The 23499-nt window shown below is 44.1% G+C and carries 24 protein-coding genes; 11 read left to right on the forward strand and 13 right to left on the reverse strand.

Annotation, left to right across the window (positions count from 1 at the left end; genetic code table 11):
- The first annotated feature begins 5 nt into the window (after positions 1 to 5).
- The 3 genes from dnaX (at position 6) to rluB (ending at position 2904) form a co-directional block, all read left to right on the forward strand.
- On the forward strand, positions 6 to 1607 hold the full coding sequence (gene dnaX / locus BM283_RS11405) for a DNA polymerase III subunit gamma/tau (RefSeq protein ID WP_090693180.1): 1602 nt from the start codon (positions 6 to 8) through the stop codon (positions 1605 to 1607).
- A 14-nt stretch (positions 1608 to 1621) separates the two neighbouring features.
- Positions 1622 to 1945 (forward strand): YbaB/EbfC family nucleoid-associated protein, encoded by a 324-nt coding sequence (locus tag BM283_RS11410; RefSeq protein ID WP_175492111.1) that lies wholly within the window; start codon positions 1622 to 1624, stop codon positions 1943 to 1945.
- A 104-nt stretch (positions 1946 to 2049) separates the two neighbouring features.
- The gene (gene rluB, locus BM283_RS11415; RefSeq protein ID WP_090693184.1) at positions 2050 to 2904 is read left to right on the forward strand and encodes a 23S rRNA pseudouridine(2605) synthase RluB; all 855 of its coding nucleotides are present in this window, start codon (positions 2050 to 2052) and stop codon (positions 2902 to 2904) included.
- On the opposite strand, the gene prmB is transcribed toward rluB, so the two are convergent.
- A complete protein-coding gene (prmB, locus tag BM283_RS11420; RefSeq protein ID WP_090693185.1) occupies positions 2848 to 3789 on the reverse strand; it encodes a 50S ribosomal protein L3 N(5)-glutamine methyltransferase in 942 nt (313 codons plus the stop codon). The two genes, rluB and prmB, sit on opposite strands and share 57 nt — an antisense overlap.
- Before the next feature lie 367 nt (positions 3790 to 4156).
- Between prmB and tadA the strand changes: the two genes are divergently transcribed.
- Together tadA and BM283_RS11430 are read left to right on the forward strand one after the other, a co-directional pair.
- A complete protein-coding gene (gene tadA, locus BM283_RS11425) occupies positions 4157 to 4627 on the forward strand; it encodes a tRNA adenosine(34) deaminase TadA (protein WP_090693187.1) in 471 nt (156 codons plus the stop codon).
- Entirely contained in the window at positions 4624 to 5103 is a 480-nt protein-coding gene (locus BM283_RS11430) for a L,D-transpeptidase (protein ID WP_090693189.1), read from the forward strand. The genes tadA and BM283_RS11430 overlap by 4 nt, the downstream gene beginning before the upstream one ends.
- 311 nt (positions 5104 to 5414) lie before the next feature.
- On the opposite strand, the gene BM283_RS11435 is transcribed toward BM283_RS11430, so the two are convergent.
- The 8 genes from BM283_RS11435 to BM283_RS11470 form a co-directional block, all read right to left on the reverse strand.
- Positions 5415 to 6830, reverse strand: a complete 1416-nt coding sequence (locus BM283_RS11435) for a hypothetical protein (protein ID WP_090693192.1) — start codon at positions 6828 to 6830, stop codon at positions 5415 to 5417.
- A gap of 664 nt (positions 6831 to 7494) precedes the next feature.
- Entirely contained in the window at positions 7495 to 8034 is a 540-nt protein-coding gene (locus BM283_RS11440) for an NUDIX hydrolase (protein ID WP_090693194.1), read from the reverse strand.
- Positions 8035 to 8129: 95 nt separating this feature from the next.
- Entirely contained in the window at positions 8130 to 8225 is a 96-nt protein-coding gene (locus tag BM283_RS20585; protein WP_090693227.1) for a DUF2914 domain-containing protein, read from the reverse strand.
- Between the two features lie 93 nt (positions 8226 to 8318).
- A complete protein-coding gene (locus BM283_RS11450) occupies positions 8319 to 8801 on the reverse strand; it encodes a hypothetical protein (RefSeq protein WP_090693197.1) in 483 nt (160 codons plus the stop codon).
- Between the two features lie 427 nt (positions 8802 to 9228).
- Complete coding sequence (locus tag BM283_RS11455; RefSeq protein WP_090693199.1) at positions 9229 to 10737, reverse strand: patatin-like phospholipase family protein; 1509 nt, start codon at positions 10735 to 10737, stop codon at positions 9229 to 9231.
- A gap of 11 nt (positions 10738 to 10748) precedes the next feature.
- Entirely contained in the window at positions 10749 to 11648 is a 900-nt protein-coding gene (locus BM283_RS11460) for an acetoacetate decarboxylase family protein (RefSeq protein WP_090693202.1), read from the reverse strand.
- A 19-nt stretch (positions 11649 to 11667) separates the two neighbouring features.
- A complete protein-coding gene (locus BM283_RS11465; protein WP_090693205.1) occupies positions 11668 to 12693 on the reverse strand; it encodes an alpha/beta hydrolase family protein in 1026 nt (341 codons plus the stop codon).
- A 37-nt stretch (positions 12694 to 12730) separates the two neighbouring features.
- On the reverse strand, positions 12731 to 14938 hold the full coding sequence (locus BM283_RS11470) for a GMC oxidoreductase (RefSeq protein WP_217646506.1): 2208 nt from the start codon (positions 14936 to 14938) through the stop codon (positions 12731 to 12733).
- A gap of 517 nt (positions 14939 to 15455) precedes the next feature.
- On the opposite strand from BM283_RS11470, the gene ligA reads away from it, so the two are divergent.
- The 4 genes from ligA to def all read left to right on the forward strand — a co-directional run bounded on the left by ligA (position 15456) and on the right by def (position 19438).
- The gene (ligA, locus tag BM283_RS11475; RefSeq protein ID WP_090693207.1) at positions 15456 to 17498 is read left to right on the forward strand and encodes an NAD-dependent DNA ligase LigA; all 2043 of its coding nucleotides are present in this window, start codon (positions 15456 to 15458) and stop codon (positions 17496 to 17498) included.
- Between the two features lies 1 nt (position 17499).
- Entirely contained in the window at positions 17500 to 18051 is a 552-nt protein-coding gene (locus BM283_RS11480) for a hypoxanthine-guanine phosphoribosyltransferase (protein WP_090693209.1), read from the forward strand.
- Positions 18052 to 18168: 117 nt separating this feature from the next.
- Complete coding sequence (locus BM283_RS11485; RefSeq protein ID WP_090693211.1) at positions 18169 to 18915, forward strand: S-methyl-5'-thioinosine phosphorylase; 747 nt, start codon at positions 18169 to 18171, stop codon at positions 18913 to 18915.
- A complete protein-coding gene (gene def, locus BM283_RS11490) occupies positions 18905 to 19438 on the forward strand; it encodes a peptide deformylase (RefSeq protein ID WP_090693214.1) in 534 nt (177 codons plus the stop codon). Before BM283_RS11485 ends, def begins: the two co-directional genes overlap by 11 nt.
- Positions 19439 to 19451: 13 nt before the next feature.
- On the opposite strand, the gene BM283_RS11495 is transcribed toward def, so the two are convergent.
- The 3 genes from BM283_RS11495 to BM283_RS11505 all read right to left on the reverse strand — a co-directional run bounded on the left by BM283_RS11495 (position 19452) and on the right by BM283_RS11505 (position 21624).
- Positions 19452 to 19865: a CopD family protein gene (locus tag BM283_RS11495; RefSeq protein WP_090693215.1), complete on the reverse strand. Its 414-nt coding sequence runs from the start codon at positions 19863 to 19865 to the stop codon at positions 19452 to 19454.
- Between the two features lie 301 nt (positions 19866 to 20166).
- A complete protein-coding gene (locus tag BM283_RS11500) occupies positions 20167 to 20883 on the reverse strand; it encodes an arginine N-succinyltransferase (protein ID WP_090693218.1) in 717 nt (238 codons plus the stop codon).
- Between the two features lie 15 nt (positions 20884 to 20898).
- The gene (locus tag BM283_RS11505) at positions 20899 to 21624 is read right to left on the reverse strand and encodes a glycosyltransferase (RefSeq protein WP_090693221.1); all 726 of its coding nucleotides are present in this window, start codon (positions 21622 to 21624) and stop codon (positions 20899 to 20901) included.
- Positions 21625 to 21714: 90 nt separating this feature from the next.
- Between BM283_RS11505 and BM283_RS11510 the strand changes: the two genes are divergently transcribed.
- The gene (locus tag BM283_RS11510; RefSeq protein WP_090693222.1) at positions 21715 to 22164 is read left to right on the forward strand and encodes an NUDIX hydrolase; all 450 of its coding nucleotides are present in this window, start codon (positions 21715 to 21717) and stop codon (positions 22162 to 22164) included.
- A 4-nt stretch (positions 22165 to 22168) separates the two neighbouring features.
- Positions 22169 to 23254: a tRNA 2-thiouridine(34) synthase MnmA gene (gene mnmA / locus BM283_RS11515; RefSeq protein WP_090693225.1), complete on the forward strand. Its 1086-nt coding sequence runs from the start codon at positions 22169 to 22171 to the stop codon at positions 23252 to 23254.
- Positions 23255 to 23289: 35 nt separating this feature from the next.
- Here the strand turns inward: mnmA and BM283_RS11520 are convergent.
- Positions 23290 to 23499 (reverse strand): transposase (locus BM283_RS11520; RefSeq protein WP_302848290.1); only part of this gene is annotated, 210 nt, incomplete at its 5' end.

Here is a 23499-nt window from a genome sequence, read left to right on the forward strand (position 1 = left end):
ATATCGTGTCTCAAACTCAAGTTCTTGCTCGGAAATGGCGCCCAAGAAACTTTTCTGAATTGACTGGGCAAGACCATATCGTTAAAGCAATTACTCATTCACTTGAGCAGAATCGATTGCATCATGCCTATCTGTTTACAGGAACACGTGGAGTCGGTAAGACAACCATTGCTAGAATCTTAGCTAAAGCATTGAATTGCGAAGCTGGCGTGACACCCATGCCTTGTGGAGCATGCCCGGCTTGTATATCAATTGATAAGGGAAATTTTATTGATCTGGTAGAATTGGATGCCGCATCCAATACCCAAGTTGACAGTATGCGCGAACTCCTTGAGAGCGCAAGTTATGCGCCCACCGCCGGCCGGTATAAAGTTTATCTCATTGATGAAGTGCACATGCTTTCCAGATCGGCTTTTAATGCTATGCTCAAAACTCTGGAAGAGCCTCCCGAACATGTCAAATTCATACTGGCAACCACCGATCCGCAGAAGATTCCTATTACGGTATTATCGCGTTGCCTTCAGTTTAATTTAAAGCAAATTCCCTCCTCTTTGATTGCAGTGCATCTGGGCAAAATATTATCGCAAGAGCAGATTGCATTCGATGCTGCCTCCTTGCAATTCCTGGCAAGAGCTGCCCAAGGAAGTATGCGAGATGCGCTGAGCTTGCTCGACCAAGCCATTGCCTATGGTAATGGGGTTGTTCAAGAAGCTGATGTCCATGCTATGCTGGGTGTAATAGATCAAGAATATTTATATGATTTGTTAGAAGCGCTCGCGAGAAAAGACGGCGTAAAAATGTTATCAATTGCTGATGAGATGGAAGCGCGCAGCTTAGCATTCGATAGTGCTTTACAAGGGCTCGCCGCCATACTTCATCGTGTTGCATTAGTACAAATTGCACCTCAGGCGATTGATGAGACATTGCCTGAATGTGAGCGACTTTTTGCATTGGCAAAGTATTTTACAGCTGAAGATGTGCAATTGTATTACCAGATCGTGCTTCATGGACGTAATGACTTGAATCTGGCGCCGGACGAATATGCGGGTTTTACCATGACTTTAATACGGATGCTGGCATTTATACCCGAGCAGATATTCCCGGGAGAGACTTCTAAGAATTCTGGAGAAGATAGGGATATCAGGCAAGAGCCTATCAAAGTCATGCATCAGGCAACAAATAATAGTCAACCAGCCCATAACAAAGAGGCTGAGATTGCTAGTTCTTCTAATGAAGGCTGGTTATCAATTGTAAATCAGTTGGGCTTGAATGGGATGACTAAGATGCTGGCGCAGCATTGTGAGGCTAAACTCTTTACAACTGATGTGATTGAGTTGTGTGTGCCGGAAATGCATAAATATCTGTTAGAAAAGGCTTACCAAGATAAACTGAAAGCTGCATTAGAACACTATTTTAACAAACCAGTTAAAGTTACGTTTTCGATCGGTACTATTACGGGGATGACGTCACTCGTTATGCAGGAGCGTGAAAAACAGGCAAGGCAGTCAGAAACGATTGCAGCAATGGAAGCAGATCCTTTTGTGAGAGAAATAGTAAAAAATTTTGATGCGAAACTCATCATTTCTTCGATTAAACCAATTGAATAATGGAGACAGTAATGATAAAGGCGAATTTAGGCAATTTGATGAAGCAAGCGCAGCAGATGCAGGAAAATATGAAAGTAATGCAAGAACAGCTGGCGACGATAGAAGTTGAAGGTCAATCAGGAGCGGGTATGGTTAAAGTGGTGATGACTTGCCGCTATGATGTCAAACGTATCCATATTGATAATAGTTTGATGGGTGACGATAAAGAAATGCTGGAGGATTTGATTGCTGCTGCAGTGAATGATGCGGTGCGTCGGGTAGAGACAACTACACAAGAAAAAATGGCGAGTTTAACAGGTGGATTGGGATTACCTCCTGGCATGAAGCTGCCTTTCTGAGTAAGAGATCGAATGCATCAAATTAAACCTTGGATTGTTTATTTGGTTTATTGAAATTCAGCACCTTTTTCAATTAGATGATTCTCTATTGCGAAGTAAAGTAAATGTATATTAAGCGAGCTCTCAGTGCGAGGAAAAAGCAGGCTTCGGTACCGTTGAGTGACAATACTGCCATCAAGCCTGATTTAATGGTTACCCATAAGCTTCATAAGTTATTGGCACAAAGCGGTTTGGGTTCCCGGCGTGAGATGGAAGCTCTGATTGCCTCAGGTCAGGTCAGCATCAATGGCAAGAGTGCCAAATTGGGGGATCGAGTAGGGGCAAGAGATCTGGTACGTGTGAATAAGCGTATTATACGGCTCAATACCAATGAACGTTTACCGCGCATTATTCTCTATCATAAGCCAGAAGGTGAAATCGTGAGTCGTCATGATCCCGAAGGGCGTCCCTCTGTTTTTGAAAAATTGCCCCAATTGAAGTCATCCCGCTGGGTTGCTGTTGGTAGATTGGATTTCAATACCAGTGGCTTATTGATATTTACCACTAACGGTGTCTTGGCAAACCGGCTTATGCATCCACGTTTCCAAGTTGAACGTGAATATGCAGTTAGAATCATCGGGCGTTTGACACCAGAGCAAAAGAGCCAGTTATTGATGGGTGTTGAGCTGGAAGATGGGGTGGCAAAATTGAGTGATTTGTCGGAACAAGGTGGGGAAGGTGCTAACCGATGGTATCACGTGGTATTAAAAGAGGGTAGAAATCGGGAGGTGAGGCGTCTGTTTGAAGCATTGGGGTTAACCGTCAGTCGGCTGATTCGCGTACGGTTTGGTCCGATTCATCTCCCTCCCAGATTGAAGCGCGGCATGTGGCATGAGCTGGATGAAAATGAAACTGCCAACCTGTTAGCACTCGTTAATGGCACTGCTTCCTCTAGCGTTATTGCCAAACGTGGTAATTAAATCGCTGCGCTTCAACATGAAAACAAATTGATCACCTGCGCTTGTTTCCAGCCAGGTGAAAGGTAGATGCGGGAAAGATTGCTCAATGGCATCTCGATTATGACCAATTTCTACGATTAATAGTCCTTCTTCGGTCAGATAATTGGCAGCTTCACTCAGTATCGTTCGTATTATTGTCAATCCATCCGGGCCAGCTGCAAGTGCAATTCGTGGTTCATGGCGATATTCTTCAGGAAGTGCTGCCATCGATTCTGCGTTGACATAGGGTGGATTGCTAATGATTACATCATAGCGTCTCCCAGCTAATGCACTAAATAAATCAGATTGAATCGGCTCGATCACGTGCGCTAGATTATAACGAGCTATATTTTTAAACGTGACCTCCAACGCTTCAGTAGAAATATCCACGGCAGCAACGTTTGCATGCTCGAACGCATGAGCTAGCAATACAGCCAGACAACCTGAGCCCGTACACAGATCCAGTGTGGCATGAATGGCATCGGGCTGTTTAATCCAGGGTGCCAGCCGGTCTTGCAATAATTCAGCGATAAATGAGCGCGGGATGATAACGCGTTTGTCCACGTAAAAACTGAAATCGCTCAACCAGGCCTCATTCGTCAAATAAGCTACTGGAATTCTTTCTGTTACACGCTGTTCCATGCGATAGAGGATTTGTTCGCGCTCAGGCTGGGTAATGTGTGCATCTAAAAACATGTCTAATTGATCAGGGATAAGATGCAGCGTGTGTAAAATCAGATGAGCAGCTTCCTCATAAGCTGTGGGGAATCCATGACCATAAAATAAGTCAGCTTGATTAAAATAGCTCACTGCGAAACGCAACAGATCGCGCAAAGTGCGTAGTTCGTTGCTAGCATGATTGATCATTGAAATTCTAGATTCTTGGGAAGAGATTACCATATCTGGCAATAAAGGAGTGTTTGCATAGGAAGCGAATGTAGCATAAAAGATACGCTGATGCTCAAATTATTTGATTAAACCTGAAAGCCGAACTGATCCCCTCAATTGGAGAGCCAAACTCATGACATAGGGAGGGATTTCCGAATTTTTTCGACCCAGCCGAATGGCGAGGCCGCTATAAGGTGTATCCTATGTCGCGCCAGGCGTGAATGCGGTGTTGCTTTCCGTTGCAGGGAACGGCCGTGCGGCTTCTCGCGTCTTATCGCACCGGAATCACCTCACGCCCACCCTGTCCAATTGCGGTTTAGGTTAAATAACACTATGAATGATATCGATGAATAAAGAATATTTTATGCGCGTAGCACTTGATCTCGCATTTAAGGCGCAGGAGCTTGGAGAGGTTCCAGTAGGCGCAGTAGTCGTCAGAGATGATGAGATCATAGGTCGTGGTTATAACCACTCTATCATAGCTATGGATCCGACAGCACATGCAGAAGTAGTGGCATTACGTGATGCAGCTCAGAATTTGGGTAACTACCGTTTATTGGATTGCACATTGTTTGTGACACTTGAACCTTGTGTAATGTGTATCGGTGCACTTTTCCATGCCAGGATCAAGCGCTTGGTGTATGCTGCTGCCGATCCCAAAACCGGTGTCTGTGGAAGCCTGTTAAATTTACCAGCAGAGACAAGACTTAATCATCACCTGGAAGTCATCGGGGGTGTGCTGGCAACCGAAGCAGGCAGTCTACTAAGACAGTTTTTTATCTCAAAGCGAAATTCTGGCAAGGCCCTTTTATTATGAGAATTCATATCAGTATTGCTCGACAACAACTCAACTTGATAAATGATGAAGATAAGATTGTCAGGAGCTATTTAATCTCTTCTGCCAGAAACGGTAACGGTCAGCAACGGGGGAGTTTTTGTACCCCGCTGGGGAAGCATATTATCCGCGCTAAAATTGGTGATAAGCAACCGATCAATACAGTATTTGTCAAACGCCGTCCTACCGGAGAAATATATACCCCGGAGCTGGCTGCCCGCTATCCCGGTCGGGACTGGATTCTGACGCGCATCATGTGGTTATCAGGCTGTGAAATCGGGTTCAATCGGCTTGGCCTGGTTGACACGATGCGCCGTTATATCTATATCCATGGCAGCCCCGATAGCGCAGAAATGGGTAGACCTGGTTCAATTGGTTGTATTCGCATGCACAATGGCGATCTACTGGATCTATTTGATCGAGTAATAGTGGGAACACCTATTGAGATTAACCGATGAGCGAGTTATTGCTGATTCTTTTTTGCAAGGCTAACCCTGGATTTAATCTAAAAGCGGTTTTTAGGTTTGAATTTTATTAAGGCTATCTCTAAAAATCAGAGTTCTAAACAAGACCAGGCGAGAACAAAAAATTTTGACGCAGCCTATCACTGATAGGTAAGGAAATATTTTTTGTGAACAACGACGTGTTGTGACGAAATGGGTAAGCAGGCAATCCGCAAAGTGGATACTCACAAATATGAATTCTTGCAAGTGCCCTTAAAGCTTTTTAGATTTAATCCATCTTATTATCAGCGAAAGTGAGATTTACATTAAGGAGTGATCGTGATTATGACTGAACTGCTAAAAGTACCATTAGCAATACCATCCAAATTATCATCAACAGCATAAGTTAGGTTGTAAGTACCCACAGGCAGCGTATTAGCAGCAATACTCGCAATGGGAATGTGATCCATAGCAAATAATTCACCCTCATATACTCGAAGAGGCTGATCTGACGGAATAAATTCAAGCTTATTATTTAGCCAGAAGGTTCCCATCGGAGTAATTGCCTGTATCCATTGGTCTACTTGGTTTCCCCCATAGGCGCCAGGATTAAGTGATACGGTAAGAGTTAAGTGATCATTCTGTGACAAGGTTATAGAATCAGTTGCATTATTGACAAAAATAGTAGGGACAGGGGTTGAATGTAGAGGAGGAGAGGGGGAAGGAATGTTATTAAAGAACCATGGATTATTGCTGTTAAAGTAAGTGCGTCCCTGAGTGATCACAAAGTGTGCAGGAGTGATTTGCTCTGCCATAATTTCACTCATTGAAAATGACGTTCGATTATCATCGAACATGAAGACAATATCTGCCGTGTCAGTGAACCCGACAAATTCTAGCTTTAACGAATAGTCGTCTGCTGTACCTGCCAGTCTGTCTAAGCCATTCATGGCAAGTCGTAGCGTGGCCACATCATCTGCTGCCAATGTGCGTTGGGCTTCACCAGGACGCGCTCCTTGTTGCATGATAGCTTCAGTATTTTGAAGACCGAATAAGGCAGCAACTTTACGATCAGCATTAATAGCAAAGGTATTTCCAGGTGGCAGATCAGATAGCTCACGACTGTAGGTGGTTACATCCACCGTTGTCGCGATATTAAATGGGTTATTGTTATGTTTACGAAACCAGTGAAGATTAATATCATCACCACGTAAATCATCACCCGAACCACTAATACCGTCAGGGCCTCTGTCAAGGTTGAATTGGTTGTCAACTCCCTTGGTAGATTGAGTGAAGTTTCTATTTTCGGCATCCAAACCTGATTCGGATGCCAGATTAGGATGCCCCAGCCCAAGACAATGCCCCACTTCGTGCAGGACAACTGATTCAAAATCAAAGTGGTCAGCAGGAACATTGCTTCCTTCTTTAACAGTATTATTAATGGTGGGGAGTGAATTATTCCAAGTACTGATAATATTCTGGATAGGAATCACCATCTCTTCTGCATGAATGGATGAAGGGGAGATACCAAGTGTTACTGTCAAGTTAGCACCCGCACCTCTATAACCTGGGGGATGAGTAATCACATCTACGCCATGTTCTCCCCCAGCGAAGTTAAATGTTCCTGCAAAAGAGGGAGAAGCTCCACTTATCGCAAGCGAACAAAATGTTAGCTGCGATAGGAAGGTTAATTTCAACTTGGTGAGAATAAAAGATTCCAGCAGATAGCGTATGCGTTTCATCTTGATAAATTAATGTCAGTAACTGGCTTGCCTTCGCAGTTGGAATGATGTGCTGCAATCCGTTATCAGTCGTTTATTTCGCTTTTTTTAAGATCAGACCGTTTTATGATCATTTTTAGCTTTTGCTGCACCGAGAGGAGAGGCTGAATTTTCTCGATATTGAAAAATTGTTCTGCAGTTTATTTAATTCCATTTCTAACGCAAAATTGACTTTGTCGACTTCACCTTGCCGTATGATTGATATTGTCTGCGGCTCGCCGTTGCGTCATGTTTGATTTGGAAATAGAATAAGGCTGCACCATTAAATAGTCTTTTTTGGATTTAAGTCTCCGTGTTATTTTAGTAGATTTATATGGATTGGGATAAATTTCGATAAAGGTAATTGGTGTATTAAATACTTTTACACAGCTTCTCATATGCTCCAGCATTTCGCGAGAGCAGATACAATGACGCTAGTCTGCTTTCTGGCTATCAGAGGCGGTTATAAGCAAGCGTGATCAGATACAGTATTCATTTCCTGGAAAGCAGCACTTTGCTCGATAAACAAATGCAAGCATATCGTCGTCAAGCAAACGAGCAACCACGAGCTGTTGTTTCTGACAGGTATCGCCTTATCGATGATTTCAATATCTGCTTGGTAACCACTTCAACATACTGAAAGAAATTACGGTGAAGGCTGGTCAATAACACCCTGATGAAAGCTGATCTGCCCTTTACGCCGTTCTTGCAGATAGCGTTTCAAAGGGTCACGAATGACGCGAAAAGCGATTTCATTCCACGGAATTTCAAGCTCATCGAAGAGCTTGACTTCCAGACTCTCTATACCAGGAGAAAAATCCAGATCCAGCAAGTGAGCCCGAAACAGGAGATAAACCTGGCTGATATGAGGTAAGCTATAGACAGCGTATAGATCACCAATTTCTACCCGCGCATTGGCTTCTTCCAGCGTTTCCCGGGCAGCTGCCTGCGCTAAGGTTTCGTTGTTTTCCATAAACCCTGCCGGCACAGTCCACTTTCCTTCGCGGGGTGCAATTGCACGGCGGCATAGTAGAATCTTGTCTTTCCATTCAGGAATGCATCCCACGATTATTTTTGGGTTCTGATAATGAATGGTATGACAAGTAGAGCAAACAAAACGTGGTAACGTATCACCTTCTGGTATATATAACTCGACTGTGGCACTACAGCTACTACAAAATTTCATAGTTTTACTTCAGTCGATGAGCAATGTTTAAGCATAGTAAATTTTTTGATATCGGTATACTCATCTATTGTTTTATGGAGTGAATTGTGTTTTATTCATATTTTATGAGAATACGTACACCAGTCATCATTTTTAATTACCAGCGGGATTTTCGCAACTTCTTTATTTTGATAAAACCAATTAATACTGATTTCTTGATCTTGAGCAAGCTAGACATGATCGATATTGTCAATGGGTTCTGGTTGCTGAATGACACTTGTCGATTGGGCGTTGATAACATGAGATCAATCAGTGGTAGTGGCTTTTGTCTTGGTTGATTGGTTGTTTATTTTATTCTTGGCTATTTCAGGCTTTCTGAGGGGAATAATGATATGTTCCAGATTTGTCGTTACTTTAATAGACTCTGGAGCGCGTGTGTCTGCAGGAATTCGCTTCATAGTAGGAGCAGGGATTTCACTGCTTGTGTTGCTATTGTTAGTCGATAGATCCTTGGGTTCTATATCCTTATCGTGGGCTAAACTGTCCAAATTTTTGGACTGAGTATTTTCTGCTGATAAAGTTTCCTTAACCGGCTGGTCACTTTCTTCGGCAAACAACCACAATAAAGTTCCACTCAGCATTATCACAAATAGCAATACTGCCGTAGATATTTTTATCCAGTCAAAAGGAGGTTTGGTTTGATTGACTGTTTCTTCTGAGTTACTGGCTTCGGAGAATTGTGGAACTTGATTGAGTTTGATGCGAATCTTGAGTTGCTGGTCATTCATAATGAAAATAGATTAGAACTTAATGAGCTTTACTGACTATTGTAGAGCCCAATAGATTAAACAGCGAGAAGATTTTAATAGTATCACTGTTTAAAAATATCTCAGCAAGCTATCATTCTGGATAATTCACTCATTCCATTTCAAATCAAACATGACGCGAAGGCGAGCCGCAAACAGGATAAATCATACGGCAAGGTGAAGTCGACAAAGTCAATTTTGATTTAAAAATAGAATAAGCTGGCCTGAAACATGATGCAGATGCTGATGAACAAGCGCTTCTAGATAGATTTAGGCAAACACAATTTGTACCGTCGGTCTAATTAGGGGCAGATAAATTAGTATATCGCGCAGCAAGGGAAAATTTTCTGAAAGGAAAGTTTTGTAGACATCAATACGTTTTCATGAGAAAAAACTTCGTTCGCAAATATTAACGATAAACATCATATAATTCACCTAGGAAAAAGCGGGCAAAACGTCCTTTGATGGCAATTTCTTCAGTGAACGAGGTGGTTTCCGTAGCATGAAAGCCCTTGATTAAGTCTTTGATACCCATCAAAGGCAGATGCAGCGTGCCACTAGCCACAAGATTTCTATCCTGTGCCTGTCCTTTGAATAATTTTAGGTTCATGTTTGACAAATCGCGCCACATATCGAGGCCTGGATCGTCATTGAGAACTTGTTCAAGCAGAAAACTGTAATTTTGATGATCTTTTTCAACATCAAACAAATAGGTTATTCTCCGCATTTTTTTTGTTACATTTTCCAGCGTAAAATTACCATGAGTGAGCATTCTGCAAGGTCCGAGAGTGGGGCTTTCCAGATGACCAGTCACTCTTGCGCTGTGTAATGAATCATCAATAAAAGCGTTCAGGTTGTTAATGTGAACGGTCAGACTCAGTTTCAACTCCTCACTGGTAAAGGGTGCCTGTTCCTGAAAATTTAGGCGGCCCTGTAGCTGTTGCGAAAAACGAATGCCTGGCACCGGATTCTTCATACGGGAAGGATTGCTGGGGATAGTGTGATTAGGTACCTTGGTGAGGTTCTGTAAATAAGTCTTGCCATCAGCATACCCCATTTCGATCAAAGTGGCATGATTAATTTTACCAAGATACAAATCTGGGTCCAATGGCAAAGGGTAATCAGGCCGGATCACGTGAACTTGAATTGGGCGAGTCTGTCCATAAGGACTATCGCCTTTCTCAATCCGGTGATTGAGTTGGCGTATGAGTTCCAATTGGTTGTTCAAAGCGGTATTGGCGCTGACTTCCAGCATTTGGACGTAAAGGTGTAATACTCCACCACGGTATACTCCCGTGTTGCCTAGCCCCCAAAGTACCCAAATTTCCTCAGCAGCATTTTTGACTGCTTCGATGAGATTGGCGTCCTGGACAAAACCGGTATCCAGATAAATCCCTTCATCCTTATAGACGGGAGGAAAGACCCCTGGTAAAGACATGCCAGCAATGACCATATCTTCATCAATATTCCGATGGGAAATGGTCTTAACGGTTTTATTTGCGTAATCCAGGACGTTATAGTTGGCACTGACCGTATTCACCTGATGTATGGTGGCAAAATTGATCCCAAAATGTGGCAGTACTTTGTTGCGGAAACCATCTGCATCACCCATACCTTGTAAATTCTCAGCTTTGAGATAATCCTCGAGTGGTAAAAATGAAATGGTGTCCGTCATACGCAGAGTCCGCCAACGCTGAGATATTTCTTCTGGCGAGATGCCTGATAACAGCATGGATAAATTCAAGCTACCACCCGAGGTGCCATCCATGAACTGAAAGGCCATGCCTGCTTCCTCGAGTGCCATCAGGATGCCTGCTTGATAAGATAAGCGCAGGCCACCACCCGGCAATACCAGGGCTCGCTTGGGTTCACCGGTTTTTTGCGGGGCTGTCAGGGAGATGAATGCGTCTGTATTCATGCTAGTGGTCTTTAGCGGTTGAGGTTACCAAACGTTTCACCGATAATCGGTGCACTTGGCGGTGATGGCCACGTTTCATCCAGCGGCAAATCTATGACGCTTTCAAATCCTTCTGGTGGGGTTGATGGGGAAGTGGCCTCGTGAAGGAACCAGGATTCGATGTGATCATCAAGCGTACCGATAACATCCGGTATGAATGCAGTCATCAAAGGTTGATTCTCAATTTCCAGGGTTTTCAAGACATCAGCACGTGGATGATCACCCAGCACGAGTTTGGCATTGGCAAACTTAAACAGCTTCATGCCCGCTGTGCCTCTAATGTAAATGCTGGATTTGAGTAGCATACCGCGGAAAGCGCAGTAATTGACAGCAGGGATGTTCAATAATGGCAGGAAAGAGAATGAGGGACGAGCGATTTCTATATAAGTCACCAGTTTTCCATCCAGATCATATTGACTGCTAACGGTTTTATCACTGATATTAAAGTTCAGATTACCTTGATGTTTAGGCATGCCCCAGATACCCTTGCCACCTTTTACAGAAATCTTTGTAGAGACTGGTAATTCGAGCACATATTGGCCTGTGCCGAAAGTATTCATCAGTAACAAGGGGAGTAACGGTGGAGCAGGCTTAAGCCCATGAGTGCAGGCGATGCCGATACTATATTCGATATATTTACCGATGTTGGTACCTAAGTAATTGATGACGGTTATGACCAGCAGCCCCTTATTATTGCGGAGCCGCAGCGGATGGACCTCTGCTGGCAATACTGCTTTGGCCTTGTCTGCATTGATAGGGAATGCAACCATCAGCACGGGGGAAGGCGCGCATTGTACAGGTAATTGAAAAGGGATGCCGTCGACCAGGGAATGTTGGCCGGAAATTGCTTTGATTCGCTTTGGAATGCCCATGTAGTTAGTTATCTCCTCATTATTTAGAGAGTTCTTCGATCATGATGGGAAATACGTCACGCGCAGCATGCTTACCCATGAAGATATCCAAGTGACTGTATTCAGGAAGTCTATGAAAAGTATGGAAGTTAGGCCTCAGTTTATCAAAATAGGCCCATGATTTTTCTTGGCTTTCTGGTAAAAAGCAGCGATTTTTACCACCACAAAAGAATGAAAAACGCGCTTCTGTTTTGGGTGGCGTCGCAACGTAATCTGCTGGTAAGTCAGGAAAGCCTTCTACCGACACCAGATTGCCCTTATGGACGCAACGAGCCATCTGATGGAAAAATTTCAAGGGTACGTTACCGAATTCCTCCTTAAGCCACTCATGGGTATTTTCGCTGAGATTTTCATGCCGCCATAAAGCTGGAAAGCCGCTGCCATAAGTGAAGCTCACCCACTTACAGACCGTATTATTACATTCATGATGTGTCAATTTGACCAGAGCTGTCATTATCTTGGCAATCCAGCTAGGTGCCTCTACGCCCCAATGAGGATTTACATAGGGGGTCAACATATTTACTACTGGTACAACAAAATTCAGCTTAAACGCTGACCAGGCGGGGACTACAGGATGCAAGGTTACTGCGTTGGCAACAATGGTTGTCACCTGCGGCAGGAGGCCTGCCATGGCAGACATCATAAAACTGGTAGAACCTTGGCAATGAATAATCGCCTTCATGGTTTTGTACCCTGTTTCTTCGCAGATTTTACGCACTGCGTAAGGATGATCGTAAAGTGCGGCTTGATCGAGCGTCCACGTATTGCCAGGAAAATCGATGCTGGCACGCCAGTTTTCCAACCAGACATCATAACCCGCTTCGATAAGTGCATTGACAATCGTTTCTTTTTCGGGTGCACGGAAAATATTTGCCCGAACTCCTGCGCCGTGAACCAGGATTATGGGCCCTTGCTTGGGTGGCTGAGTGGCTGAGCGAACATTAATCAGGTTCAACGCCATGCCGTCGCCAGCCGTGAAAGGAACCGTGCGCTCCATCAGACTCATGATGTTATTCTCTCAATATAATTTGTTATAGCTGGAATCAAGGCTTGATAAGTTCTGCAATACGTTCTGCTAAGGCAGCAATCGTGCGAGAAGGATTTAATCCAATGGCTTTCGGGATAATAGACCCATCAGCAATATAAAGACCAGGATGACCAAATACTTCTCCCTTATGATCAACAACGCCATCTATACTACTCGTACCAATCCGACAGCCTCCCAAAGGATGCGGGGTAATTAAATTTTTCAGAACAGTCCAAGTCAAAGGAACTTCAGCAGCTCCCCCTGTCGCTTTTGAGAGTTCTTTATGCATATCGATTAATGCCTGCACAGCGCCTTCTGAGTTTTTAATATTCCAATTCAGTTGCATCTTGTGGCGAAATGGCGGAATCCGGCTGCGTGAGAGTGTAAGCACGCCATCAGAAGCATCAACTGCCTGCCCAAACCATGGCATGACACAAGATAAAGGGTTATTGTTTTTGACCAGATTTTGCAGAATACTAAAAAAATGACCATATTGATGATCTGTACTTAAACCAGTAACGGCGTCTTTGATCAGATTGGGTAAGCCACCATCTTGTACCCAGAATCGCTGCCCTTTAAAGGAGCCATCCAGAAAATCAATGGCACTAGTGATCGTCGGACCCTGAGTCGGTGAAATATCACGATTGTTAAAAACAGCCGGCGTCAGGAAATCGCCGTTGGAACTCCATCCCGTTCCGAGAACAGAACTAAGATTGGGTAAGGTTCCATATTGATCACGGCAGCGCAGGAGCAACTCGTTAGTTCCCATGGTGCCGGCTGCAACAATCACTTTTTTGGCGTTGAGAAAACCAGGAGCCAGTTTTTTTCTATCAATATCGATTACATTGAAATCCACACGATAACCTGTACCGCTCTGTAATGGTGTGATCCGTTGCACTAAATGCAGTGGCCTGACTACAGCTCCGTGCTGTTCAGCCAGAGGAATATAATTTAAATCAAGGGTATTACGGGCCTTGACTGGACACCCAATGTCACAGTTGCCGCAGTGAACACAGGTTCCTTGCTCCTGACCGAACGCATTGATGTGATATTTAGTATGCTGATTACCGAAGGGATCGGCACGATCATAGCTAAAATCAGGGTCAAAGTTGACGGCGAGTGGCATTTTACGAAAACGGTTACTGTAACCGCTTTTCTCAGCAGCTTCTTGCATCAGCTTCATCTTGGCTGGCCACTGATTATCAGGAACTTCCTGGACGTTGAGCATCTTGCCAGTCTTTTCATAATAGGGCTTTAAGGATTCGTAAGTGATCTCCTTGGGCCAGCCCATATCAAAAACAAATGGCTCCGCTTCAACAAAAATATTTGCATAAATGAGTGAGCCGCCACCCACGCCACTGCACTGGGCAACCGACATGTTAGGGTAGGTGCGCAGATCAATCCACCCATTCAATTCAGCTGGTTTTTCATTGGACCACCACCAAGCGTTCTTTGGATCGCGTGGATAATCCTTGACTTCCCAGCGGCGACCTCGTTCGAGAATACAGACTTTCAGTCCCTTTTCCGCTAATCTACAGCCAGTTATCGCACCACCAAAGCCACTACCAATGACAATTACATCATAATGCAGTGTCTCATCATGAGATTTATCGAGTAACTGCTTACCGAATTTAGGAATAACATAACTATCCCATAGTTTTCCGGCAAAAAATGCGCCAAATTTTTCAATAGCGTGTGCTTTCTCAGCCAGGCTGGTCGCTCCCGGTACTTTAATAGTGGAAATCAGATCAGCCAGTTGTTTAACACCTAATGTCAATATGCCCGCACCAACGATCGGACCATGCTTATCTTTACCTTGATGTAAGCAGGTATACAAAGTGGTCGTATCAGACCAGAGATCAAAGCCAGGATCGTCCTTGACGTTCTTGTGACCGGCTAAATAATAATCTTGTCCTTGATGCTGAAACGCTAATTCGTAGACCATATAGGTCATGTCGGGATCATTGGTAGGTTTGAACAGGTTGAAAACGCCAGAATTCGCCGCAATGCCTGTTCCAAAGGGTGGAAAATCTACTGTGCCGGTCAACGATCCTAGATGGTTCGGGTCGCTTAAAAAGCGATCCAGGTCATCTAAACTAACTTTGGCATGCATGGCGAGCTGAGTGTTGTTTTGCTTACCTGCCTTGGCTCCTTCAGCCGGATCAGTTACTCCGAGGGTAAAATAACCCGACATGGTTTCTTTAAACGTCAAAGATATACTCATAAACTTTTTCTTGGTCTGAAATTAAGGTGTTGAAATTAAATTTATTTTTCCTAATAACTTGCTTTTTTTTAAATAATGCTCTTGGAATAAAACGCTGTCAAGTGATGGTTTGTTTCAATAATAAAGTCGATAGGAAAAGTATAAATCTCCAAGAAATAATAGTTAGCTTAAGCCCGCAACTGAGCGCCTAATTGGAGAGTTAGCCCATGATACAGGCAGACATTTTTTGGAATTTTCTTATTCACCAGAAGAGTGGTGCGGCTTTGAGGTGTATCATAGATTGCTCCAGGTACGAAGACAGCCTTGCTTTTTACTGCAGGGAATGACATCGTGGTCTCATCGTACGCACCATCTCGTCTAACGGTGCCTTCTTCAGGTTTGAGTGTTTCAAAAAAAAATTACTATTCTAAGGTTATTATTGGTGGAAAAATATCTAGAATAAATAGAATTTGCAGCACTATTTCTAACTTGACTCGCACCCGGAGTTATGATTACGCATTGATGTTTCAAAATTGATATGAACGATTCCATCAAAATAATTCAACAGCAAATTCAGATATTGCGTGAAACGATTGATATGCACAATTATCGTTATTATGCATTAAATGCACCGACCATTCCGGATGCAGAATACGACCGGTTGTTCCGCCAATTGCAGCAGCTCGAGCAACATTATCCTCAGCTCATTACCTCTGATTCTCCTACTCAGCGCGTAGGTGCTGCACCGCTCAAAGAATTTACGCAGATAACGCATCACACACCCATGCTTTCACTGAATAATGCGTTTCAAGATAGTGAAGTGGAAGCATTTAATCGACGTATCTGTGAAGAACTAAAAATTGATCAGGTCGAATATATGGTAGAACCTAAATACGATGGATTAGCTGTTAATTTGACTTATGAAAAAGGTATATTGAAAAATGGTGCTACACGTGGCAATGGTTATCAAGGAGAAGACATTACCCTCAATTTGCGTACTATTAAATCGATTCCTTTAAGATTGTCTCTCGAAGAGCCGCCATCTTTGTTTGAGGTGCGGGGTGAAGTGCTCATATTGAAAGCAGATTTTGACAAACTCAATCTGGAGCAACAGGAAAAAAGTAAAAAAACCTTTGCTAATTCACGCAATGCTGCAGCAGGTTCACTCAGGCAGCTTGATCCATCTATTACTGCGAAGCGCAGATTGGCCTTTTTTGCCTACGGCGTGGGTGTCCATAAAGGGATAACTCCTCCCTATACTCGACAAAGTGAAGTGATGGAGTATTTGCAATTACTGCATTTTCCAATAGCCCGCGGCTATAAAGTTGTCACCGGTGTAACAGCATTACTCGCTTACTATCATGAGATGACTGCATTACGTGATAAGCTGCCTTACGAGATTGATGGTATCGTGTATAAAGTGAACGATTTTGCACAGCAGGAAAAACTTGGTTTCGTTTCCCGTGCGCCTCGTTTTGCCATTGCCCATAAATTTCCTGCGCAAGAAGCTGTGACTGACCTGGTAGGCATTGATGTTCAAGTGGGAAGGACAGGAGCGCTCACGCCGGTTGCAAGATTAGTACCGGTTTTTGTTGGCGGCGTGACAGTTACCAATGCCACCTTACATAACGAAGATGAAATCAAGCGCAAGCAAATTATGATAGGCGATAAAGTCATTGTGCGCAGAGCGGGGGATGTCATTCCGGAGGTGGTAGCTGTTGTTCCTGAGCAGCGCTTATCGCATGCAAAACCTTTCTTAATGCCTGATCACTGTCCCATCTGTGGTGCTCGAGCAGTGCGTCTGCCAGGAGAAACGGTGACACGTTGTACTGGGGGTTTATTTTGTCCTGCACAGCGCAAGCAAGCCATTCTTCATTTTGCTTCACGCCGGGCGATGGATATCGAAGGGCTGGGTGAAAAACTGGTAGATCAATTAGTGGAAAATTCGATCGTGCGCACGCCTGCTGATCTCTATAAACTTGGTCTTTCCGCGCTGGCTAATCTGGAGCGTATGGCAGAGAAATCAGCGAATAATTTGCTAGTAGCGATTGAAAACAGTAAACAGACCACACTCGCTCGATTCGTTTATGCACTAGGCATTCGTCATGTAGGTGAATCTACTGCCAAGGATCTGGCGAATTATGTGGGCGAGCTTGACCGGCTGATGGGTATGAACGTGGAGCAGTTACAGGAGGTGCCAGATATCGGGCCTGTGGTGGCGCTAAGTATTGTTGATTTTTTTGCAGAGAAGCACAATCTGGAGGTGATCGAGCAGTTACGTAGCTGTGGGGTCAGATGGGAAGAGAGTTCAGAAAAGGTAAAGCTGGTGAGTAATCTACTTTATGGCAAGACCTTTGTGCTGACAGGAACTTTACCCAATATGACACGAGATACGGCGACAGAAAAAATTGAACACTTAGGTGGAAAAGTCACGAGCAGTGTTTCTACAAAAACTGATTATGTAGTGGCAGGAGCCGATCCGGGTAGCAAATATGACAAAGCGCTAAAATTGGGTATTAAGATACTTGATGAAGCAGGGCTAGTGAAATTGTTGCAAGATAGTTCTGGAACCGACAATTGATATGGCCGTACTCGCTGATAAAGAAGCAAATCAATTTTTAATACATGCAGAATTGATCGCTTCTGCTCATTTGTTGTCAGAAACAGTTGAGCGAATGGCTAAAAATATTACAACGGTATTAGCCGGGCAATATCCCTTGGTTCTTTGTGTAATGAGCGGTGCCGTGGTTTTTTCGGGACAATTGTTACCATTACTTCATTTTCCCCTGGATTTCGATTACTTGCACCCGACTCGCTATAATCATACGCTTCAAGGCGGTGTTATTGAATGGAAAGTATTGCCTCCTGCTCATTTAAAGGGAAGAGTCGTGCTTGTGTTGGATGATGTTCTTGACGAAGGATTCACGCTTGCAGCCATCCGGCAGCGCATTATGGAAGAGGGTGCAAAAGCTTTTTATAGTGCTGTACTTGTAGATAAAGTTATCGGTAAAACGAAGCCGATCAGTGCGGATTTTATAGGTATGTCATTACCAGACCGGTATATATTTGGTTATGGTATGGATATAAAGGGTCTATGGCGGAATTTACCTGCGATCTTTGCTCTGAAGGAGTAATTCCATTTCCAAATCAAACCTGGTTTTGTCGGCCTCACCTTGCCGTATGATTTATCCTGTCTGCGGTTCACCTTGGCGTTATGTTTGATTGGGAAATGGAAGAAAGTGGAAAAAGGGATGCTTGCAATTATTGGTGGGAGCGGAATGACCAAACTCGCTTCTCTCGAGATATCACATCGTCAGATTGTGAGAACACCTTATGGTGAACCATCTGGTCCATTAACCTTTGGCAAAATAGATAATCAAGAAATTGTATTCCTGGCACGGCATGGTCATGGTCATACTATTCCGCCACATGCAGTGAATTACCAGGCCAATCTTTGGGCGTTGAGTTTATTTAAACCAAAAAGAGTAATCGCGGTCGTATCAGTAGGCGGTATACGCGCAGATTTGATCCCAAGCACGGTGGTTGTCCCGGATCAAATCATTGATTATACCTATGGTCGGAAATCCACTTATTTTGATAAAACCGACAGGCCGATTACTTATACTGATTTTACCCATCCTTTTTGTCTGGAAACCCGCCGTCATCTGCTATTAGCAGCGAAACAGGCCAACGAGAAAATTATCGATGGGGGAGTTTATGCGGTGACCCAAGGGCCGCGACTTGAAACAGTAGCAGAAGTGAACCGGTTGGAACAGGACGGGGCAGACATGGTAGGCATGACAGGTATGCCGGAGGCGGCGCTTGCCAAGGAGTTAGGGTTATCTTATGCTGCGATTGCGGCTGTTGCGAATCATGCAGCAGGACGTGGCACAAGCGTACGTGCAATTCCGCTAGAAGAGGTTTACGCTGTCTTGGAAAAAGCCATGGTAAGTGTGCGAAATATATTAGGACATTTGGTGAAAATAAATGACGGTTAGAGCTGTTTTAAAAATGGGAGATCCACGCTTGCTGCAAGAGGCAAGGAGAGTGAATGAGTTCAATATGCCTGAACTTGATGCACTCATTCAAGATATGAAGGATACCATGGCGGCACTCAATGGTGCAGGACTGGCTGCTCCGCAAATTGGTGTCGACCAGCGAGTGGTGATATTTGGTGTGGACTATAATCCACGCTATCCAGAGGCAGAAGCCGTTCCTTTCACTGTGTTAATTAACCCTGTTGTGACGCCATTATCGAAAGAAATGGAAGAAGACTGGGAAGGGTGTTTAAGTGTTCCCGGTCTGCGCGGTAGGGTACCGCGCTATACCCGGATTCATTATGAGGGAGTTGATCAGTTTGGGAATGCAATAGACCGAAGGGTAGAAGGCTTCCATGCACGGGTCGTTCAACATGAATGTGATCATCTGCATGGTATACTTTATCCGATGCGAATCACAGATTTTCGCACGTTCGGTTTTACCGATGTGCTGTTTCCCGGGCAAGAAGTCATGGATGATTAAATCACGTCAGAGATCACCAGGGTTTGACCACGACGAGGATGACTACTGCAAATAGGATGACAACAGGCATTTCGTTGAACCAACGATAATAAATATGGCCGTGTTGATTACGATCATGCTTAAAATCGATTAATAGCTTACCGCAATATAGATGGTAGGCGATTAACAGTACAACCAGAGCTAATTTAGCATATAGCCAGGCCCCGGAAAAACCATAACCAAGCCATAGCCAACTTCCAAATAGCAATGTCAATAGTGCGCCGGGTGTCATGATGCCGTAGTAAAGTTTACGCTCCATCACTTTGAAGCGATCAATTCCCGCTTGATCGGTAGACATGGCATGATAAACAAATAACCGGGGTAAATAAAACAATCCGGCGAACCAGGTAACCATAAAAATGATGTGTAATGATTTAATCCAGAGCATAGCGGGTAACCCTTAAATTTTTGGAAAAGAAAAGATAGCGTTCAAGAATATAAGGACAATTGTCCAAGACTGCCAGTTATTCCATTTCTAAATCAAAAAGACGCGAAGGCGAGCCGCAGACAGTATCAATAACAATAATACGGCAAGGTGAAGCCGAGAAAGTCAGGTTTGATTTAAAAATGGAATTAGCACGTTCAAAAGTAAAGTGATAATAAGCCAATCATCCTGAAAGCGGTTCTTTTTTTGATGTTGGTTTATAAGATCATAGAGTTCACCCCCAATTTTATTGCAAGAAAGCAGGCTATTCTTTGAGTTTGATATTGATTTGGCCCTCAGTTACCTGAATATCCTCGATTCCTTCCGAAAAGGATTTCCAGAATCCTGGATCGACACCAAATTCACTGACAAGATCGATGTTTTTTATTCCGCCCAGCCAGGCATTAGGGATGGGGGTACCCATGATGCTGATACCTTTGAGGATGATGACCGGTTGGTCATGCTGATAGGCCATGCCGATGCCGGCATTGAAACGGAGCGTTTTGCCGCCCAGTACCGGGAAATCCTCTTCAAGTGGGATAAGCAGTTTTGCGCTTACGAGATCATCAGTGAGATCAATAGCCAGTTTTTGTGCAAGATCGGTATTTTTAGCGAGTAACGCGTTTAGTTCCCGTTCGGTGAAACTGATTGCTCGCGGGGCATTTTCTTCGGAGTAGGGTTCTGGTTTCAGGAATCCGCTTTTGTCGATTTCGCCGTTTTTTTTCAGATTCGTAGTATGCGTAGTATCGGTAGTACGTGATGAAAATCCAGCTTCATAACCGAGGGCATGCAGTTTAGCCTGGAGGGTTTTTTCTTCCTGGGTGTTCAGTACCACTGGGGTAAATGCAGTAGCGAAAATATAGGTTTTAAGTACCCAGTAAGTGCCAGCGATGGTGATGACAATGGTAAATAAAACGATGAGTAGGACATGGGGCCAGTGTATAGCAGCCGTTCTTTTATCGGTATTTTCCGTAGGATTCATATATGTCATTAAGTGTTAGCGTCGTCCGTCATACCACATCGATAACCATTTTTTGTCATGTAACGATCGGTAGGGGTGAAGGATAAGACGCAAAAATTGTCCAAAAACTTCTCGTCTGCTATAGAGTTTAATTTTTCTTGCAGAGGTTTCAAGTGGGTGTGCTGTTAAAATGGTGAATTTGAGATGATGGGCTTGCCCCCATTTCTTGAGTTTCTGGCTGAATTCAATTTCCTCTGCTGCGTATAATTCCAGATTGAATCCCCCTATTTCATGAAATGCCTTACTGTTACATGCCATTAATGCACCCGCCGCCCAGCCGAATAAAACAGACAGCATGGTCCAGAGCTTTAATATTGCATTTGCCCACCAAGGCAGTCCTCGCATCAGCAGCGTGCTGCCAGCGCCGACATGCTTGCCTTCCTTGATTAATTGAAAAATATCGGTTAATAATCCAGTATTCAACCTGCAATCTGCATCCAGAAATATCAGCCAATCACCGGTAGCGGCGGCAGCGCCGGCAGTGCGTGCACGCGCAATATGGTTGATGGGTTCAAAAACGACGCGCGCCCCGGCCTTCTTTGCCAGATTGGCTGTGTTGTCGGTAGAATTGTTATCGACCACGATGATTTCGTGAATAAAACCAAAGTCATGGTTGGCCGCAAGCGCTTCAGTAACAGATCGTAGGCACTGGCCAATCAAACGTTCTTCATTGAAAGCTGGAATAATGATTGAAATATGCATGAAAAATATACTCTCATCAATGTATTACTGGCATGATGATAGCAAGTTTTGTAGATACGTTTCTTTATTAAATTAATCCGTACAACCGCCATGATTTGGAAACCTAATGTTACGGTTGCCGCCGTTATCGAGCAAAATGGTAAATATCTATTGGTAGAGGAAGATCAACAGGAACTGGGGATGCAACTTAACCAACCAGCCGGCCATTTGGAGCCCAACGAGTCGATTATTCAGGCCAGTATCCGGGAGACTCTAGAGGAAACCGCTTATACTTTTATTCCGCAATGGCTGATTGGTATTTATCAGTGGCATTCTCGTGCTGCTGATACGACCTTTTTGCGCTTCGCGCTGTCTGGTATCGTAACTAGCTTTGATCCAAACCGAACGCTGGATACTGGGATTTTGCGTGCTGCCTGGTTTGATCTGGATGAGATTCATCAACGAAGAAATTGCCATCGCAGCCCGCTCGTCATGCAATGTATTGAGGATTATTTGGCTGGCAAACGCTATCCTCTAGAAATTCTTATACATTACGAGTGAAAATATGAAAAAACAGCGTGTCATCGTAGGGATGTCCGGTGGAGTGGATTCCTCTGTTGCTGCCTTACTATTGAAAGAGCAGGGTTACGAGGTCATTGGTTTGTTCATGAAGAACTGGGAAGAGGATGATACTGATGAATATTGTTCTTCCCGCGAGGATTTCCTTGATGCAGTATCAGTGGCAGATATCATCAATATCCCGCTGGAAGTAATCAATTTCTCGGCTGAGTATAAAGAACGTGTATTCAGTTTGTTTCTTGCAGAATATAAGGCGGGGCGAACACCCAATCCGGACGTATTATGCAATGCTGAAATCAAATTCAAGGCATTTCTTGATCATGCTATTACACTGGGTGCGGATTTTATTGCCACGGGTCATTATGCGCAGGTACGTCACATTCATGGCTCGTATCAGTTGTTGAAAGGTGAGGATGGCAGCAAAGATCAGAGCTATTTTCTCTATCGTCTAAACCAGGCACAACTGTCTAAAGTACTATTTCCTATCGGGCATCTTTACAAACGCGAGGTACGTCAAATCGCGCGTGCGCATAATTTACCCAATTTTTCCAAGAAGGATAGTACCGGTATCTGTTTTATCGGCGAGCGTCCTTTCCGTGAATTTCTCAATCGATATTTACCGCATGAGCCAGGTGAAATCCAGACACCAGATGGAATAAGGGTTGGCAAGCATATCGGTTTGATGTATTACACCATTGGCCAACGGCAGGGGTTAGGTATTGGTGGAGTAAAAGATGGTAATGACAAGCCATGGTTTGTTGCAGGTAAGGATAGAGCGAAAAATGTGCTGATCGTGGTACAGGGGCATGATCATCCGGCATTGCTTCGTTCCACCTTATGGGCAACCGATTTATCCTGGATTAGCGGTAAAGCGCCTCATTGCGACTGGGTGTATGCCGCTAAAACCCGTTATCGACAGACTGATGCGCCCTGTGCAATTAATCGTATTGATGAAGGCAGTTGCCAGATTGATTTTGCACAGCCTCAATGGGCAGTCACACCCGGACAATCAGTGGTCGTGTATGAAAGCAAGGTATGTCTGGGTGGGGGGGTGATTGCTGGCAGCGAATGATTTATTACGGTAACGTGAGTTCGACATAAGAATCATCACATCACGATTGGAAGAGCTTGAGGGAGTCTGATATTAAGGGAGGGTTTCTTCTCGCGAAAGGTGTAAGCCACCAGTCCGGCTATCAGATTAACAAAGAAGTTAACCGGGCTACGATGACGGGAATGCTCGATTTGCGAACTATTCTTCAATGGGTCATTGACGGTCTCAATGATCGAGCGTTTACGTAACAGCAGCTTGTCAAAAAG

It is taken from the genome of Nitrosomonas sp. Nm34 (assembly GCF_900113925.1).
Taxonomy (GTDB): Bacteria; Pseudomonadota; Gammaproteobacteria; order Burkholderiales; family Nitrosomonadaceae; genus Nitrosomonas.

What these genes read in the sequence shown, in the direction of transcription:
- rluB (WP_090693184.1), top strand. Translation starts at nt 2,050, where the DNA reads ATGTATATTAAGCGAGCTCTCAGTGCGAGGAAAAAGCAGGCTTCGGTA.
- prmB (WP_090693185.1), bottom strand. Translation starts at nt 3,789, where the DNA reads ATGATCAATCATGCTAGCAACGAACTACGCACTTTGCGCGATCTGTTG.
- tadA (WP_090693187.1), top strand. Translation starts at nt 4,157, where the DNA reads ATGAATAAAGAATATTTTATGCGCGTAGCACTTGATCTCGCATTTAAG.
- BM283_RS11430 (WP_090693189.1), top strand. Translation starts at nt 4,624, where the DNA reads ATGAGAATTCATATCAGTATTGCTCGACAACAACTCAACTTGATAAAT.
- BM283_RS11435 (WP_090693192.1), bottom strand. Translation starts at nt 6,830, where the DNA reads ATGAAACGCATACGCTATCTGCTGGAATCTTTTATTCTCACCAAGTTG.
- BM283_RS11440 (WP_090693194.1), bottom strand. Translation starts at nt 8,034, where the DNA reads ATGAAATTTTGTAGTAGCTGTAGTGCCACAGTCGAGTTATATATACCA.
- BM283_RS11450 (WP_090693197.1), bottom strand. Translation starts at nt 8,801, where the DNA reads ATGAATGACCAGCAACTCAAGATTCGCATCAAACTCAATCAAGTTCCA.
- BM283_RS11455 (WP_090693199.1), bottom strand. Translation starts at nt 10,737, where the DNA reads ATGAATACAGACGCATTCATCTCCCTGACAGCCCCGCAAAAAACCGGT.
- BM283_RS11460 (WP_090693202.1), bottom strand. Translation starts at nt 11,648, where the DNA reads ATGGGCATTCCAAAGCGAATCAAAGCAATTTCCGGCCAACATTCCCTG.
- BM283_RS11465 (WP_090693205.1), bottom strand. Translation starts at nt 12,693, where the DNA reads ATGAGTCTGATGGAGCGCACGGTTCCTTTCACGGCTGGCGACGGCATG.
- BM283_RS11470 (WP_217646506.1), bottom strand. Translation starts at nt 14,938, where the DNA reads ATGAGTATATCTTTGACGTTTAAAGAAACCATGTCGGGTTATTTTACC.
- ligA (WP_090693207.1), top strand. Translation starts at nt 15,456, where the DNA reads ATGAACGATTCCATCAAAATAATTCAACAGCAAATTCAGATATTGCGT.
- BM283_RS11480 (WP_090693209.1), top strand. Translation starts at nt 17,500, where the DNA reads ATGGCCGTACTCGCTGATAAAGAAGCAAATCAATTTTTAATACATGCA.
- BM283_RS11485 (WP_090693211.1), top strand. Translation starts at nt 18,169, where the DNA reads ATGCTTGCAATTATTGGTGGGAGCGGAATGACCAAACTCGCTTCTCTC.
- def (WP_090693214.1), top strand. Translation starts at nt 18,905, where the DNA reads ATGACGGTTAGAGCTGTTTTAAAAATGGGAGATCCACGCTTGCTGCAA.
- BM283_RS11495 (WP_090693215.1), bottom strand. Translation starts at nt 19,865, where the DNA reads ATGCTCTGGATTAAATCATTACACATCATTTTTATGGTTACCTGGTTC.
- BM283_RS11500 (WP_090693218.1), bottom strand. Translation starts at nt 20,883, where the DNA reads ATGAATCCTACGGAAAATACCGATAAAAGAACGGCTGCTATACACTGG.
- BM283_RS11505 (WP_090693221.1), bottom strand. Translation starts at nt 21,624, where the DNA reads ATGCATATTTCAATCATTATTCCAGCTTTCAATGAAGAACGTTTGATT.
- BM283_RS11510 (WP_090693222.1), top strand. Translation starts at nt 21,715, where the DNA reads ATGATTTGGAAACCTAATGTTACGGTTGCCGCCGTTATCGAGCAAAAT.
- mnmA (WP_090693225.1), top strand. Translation starts at nt 22,169, where the DNA reads ATGAAAAAACAGCGTGTCATCGTAGGGATGTCCGGTGGAGTGGATTCC.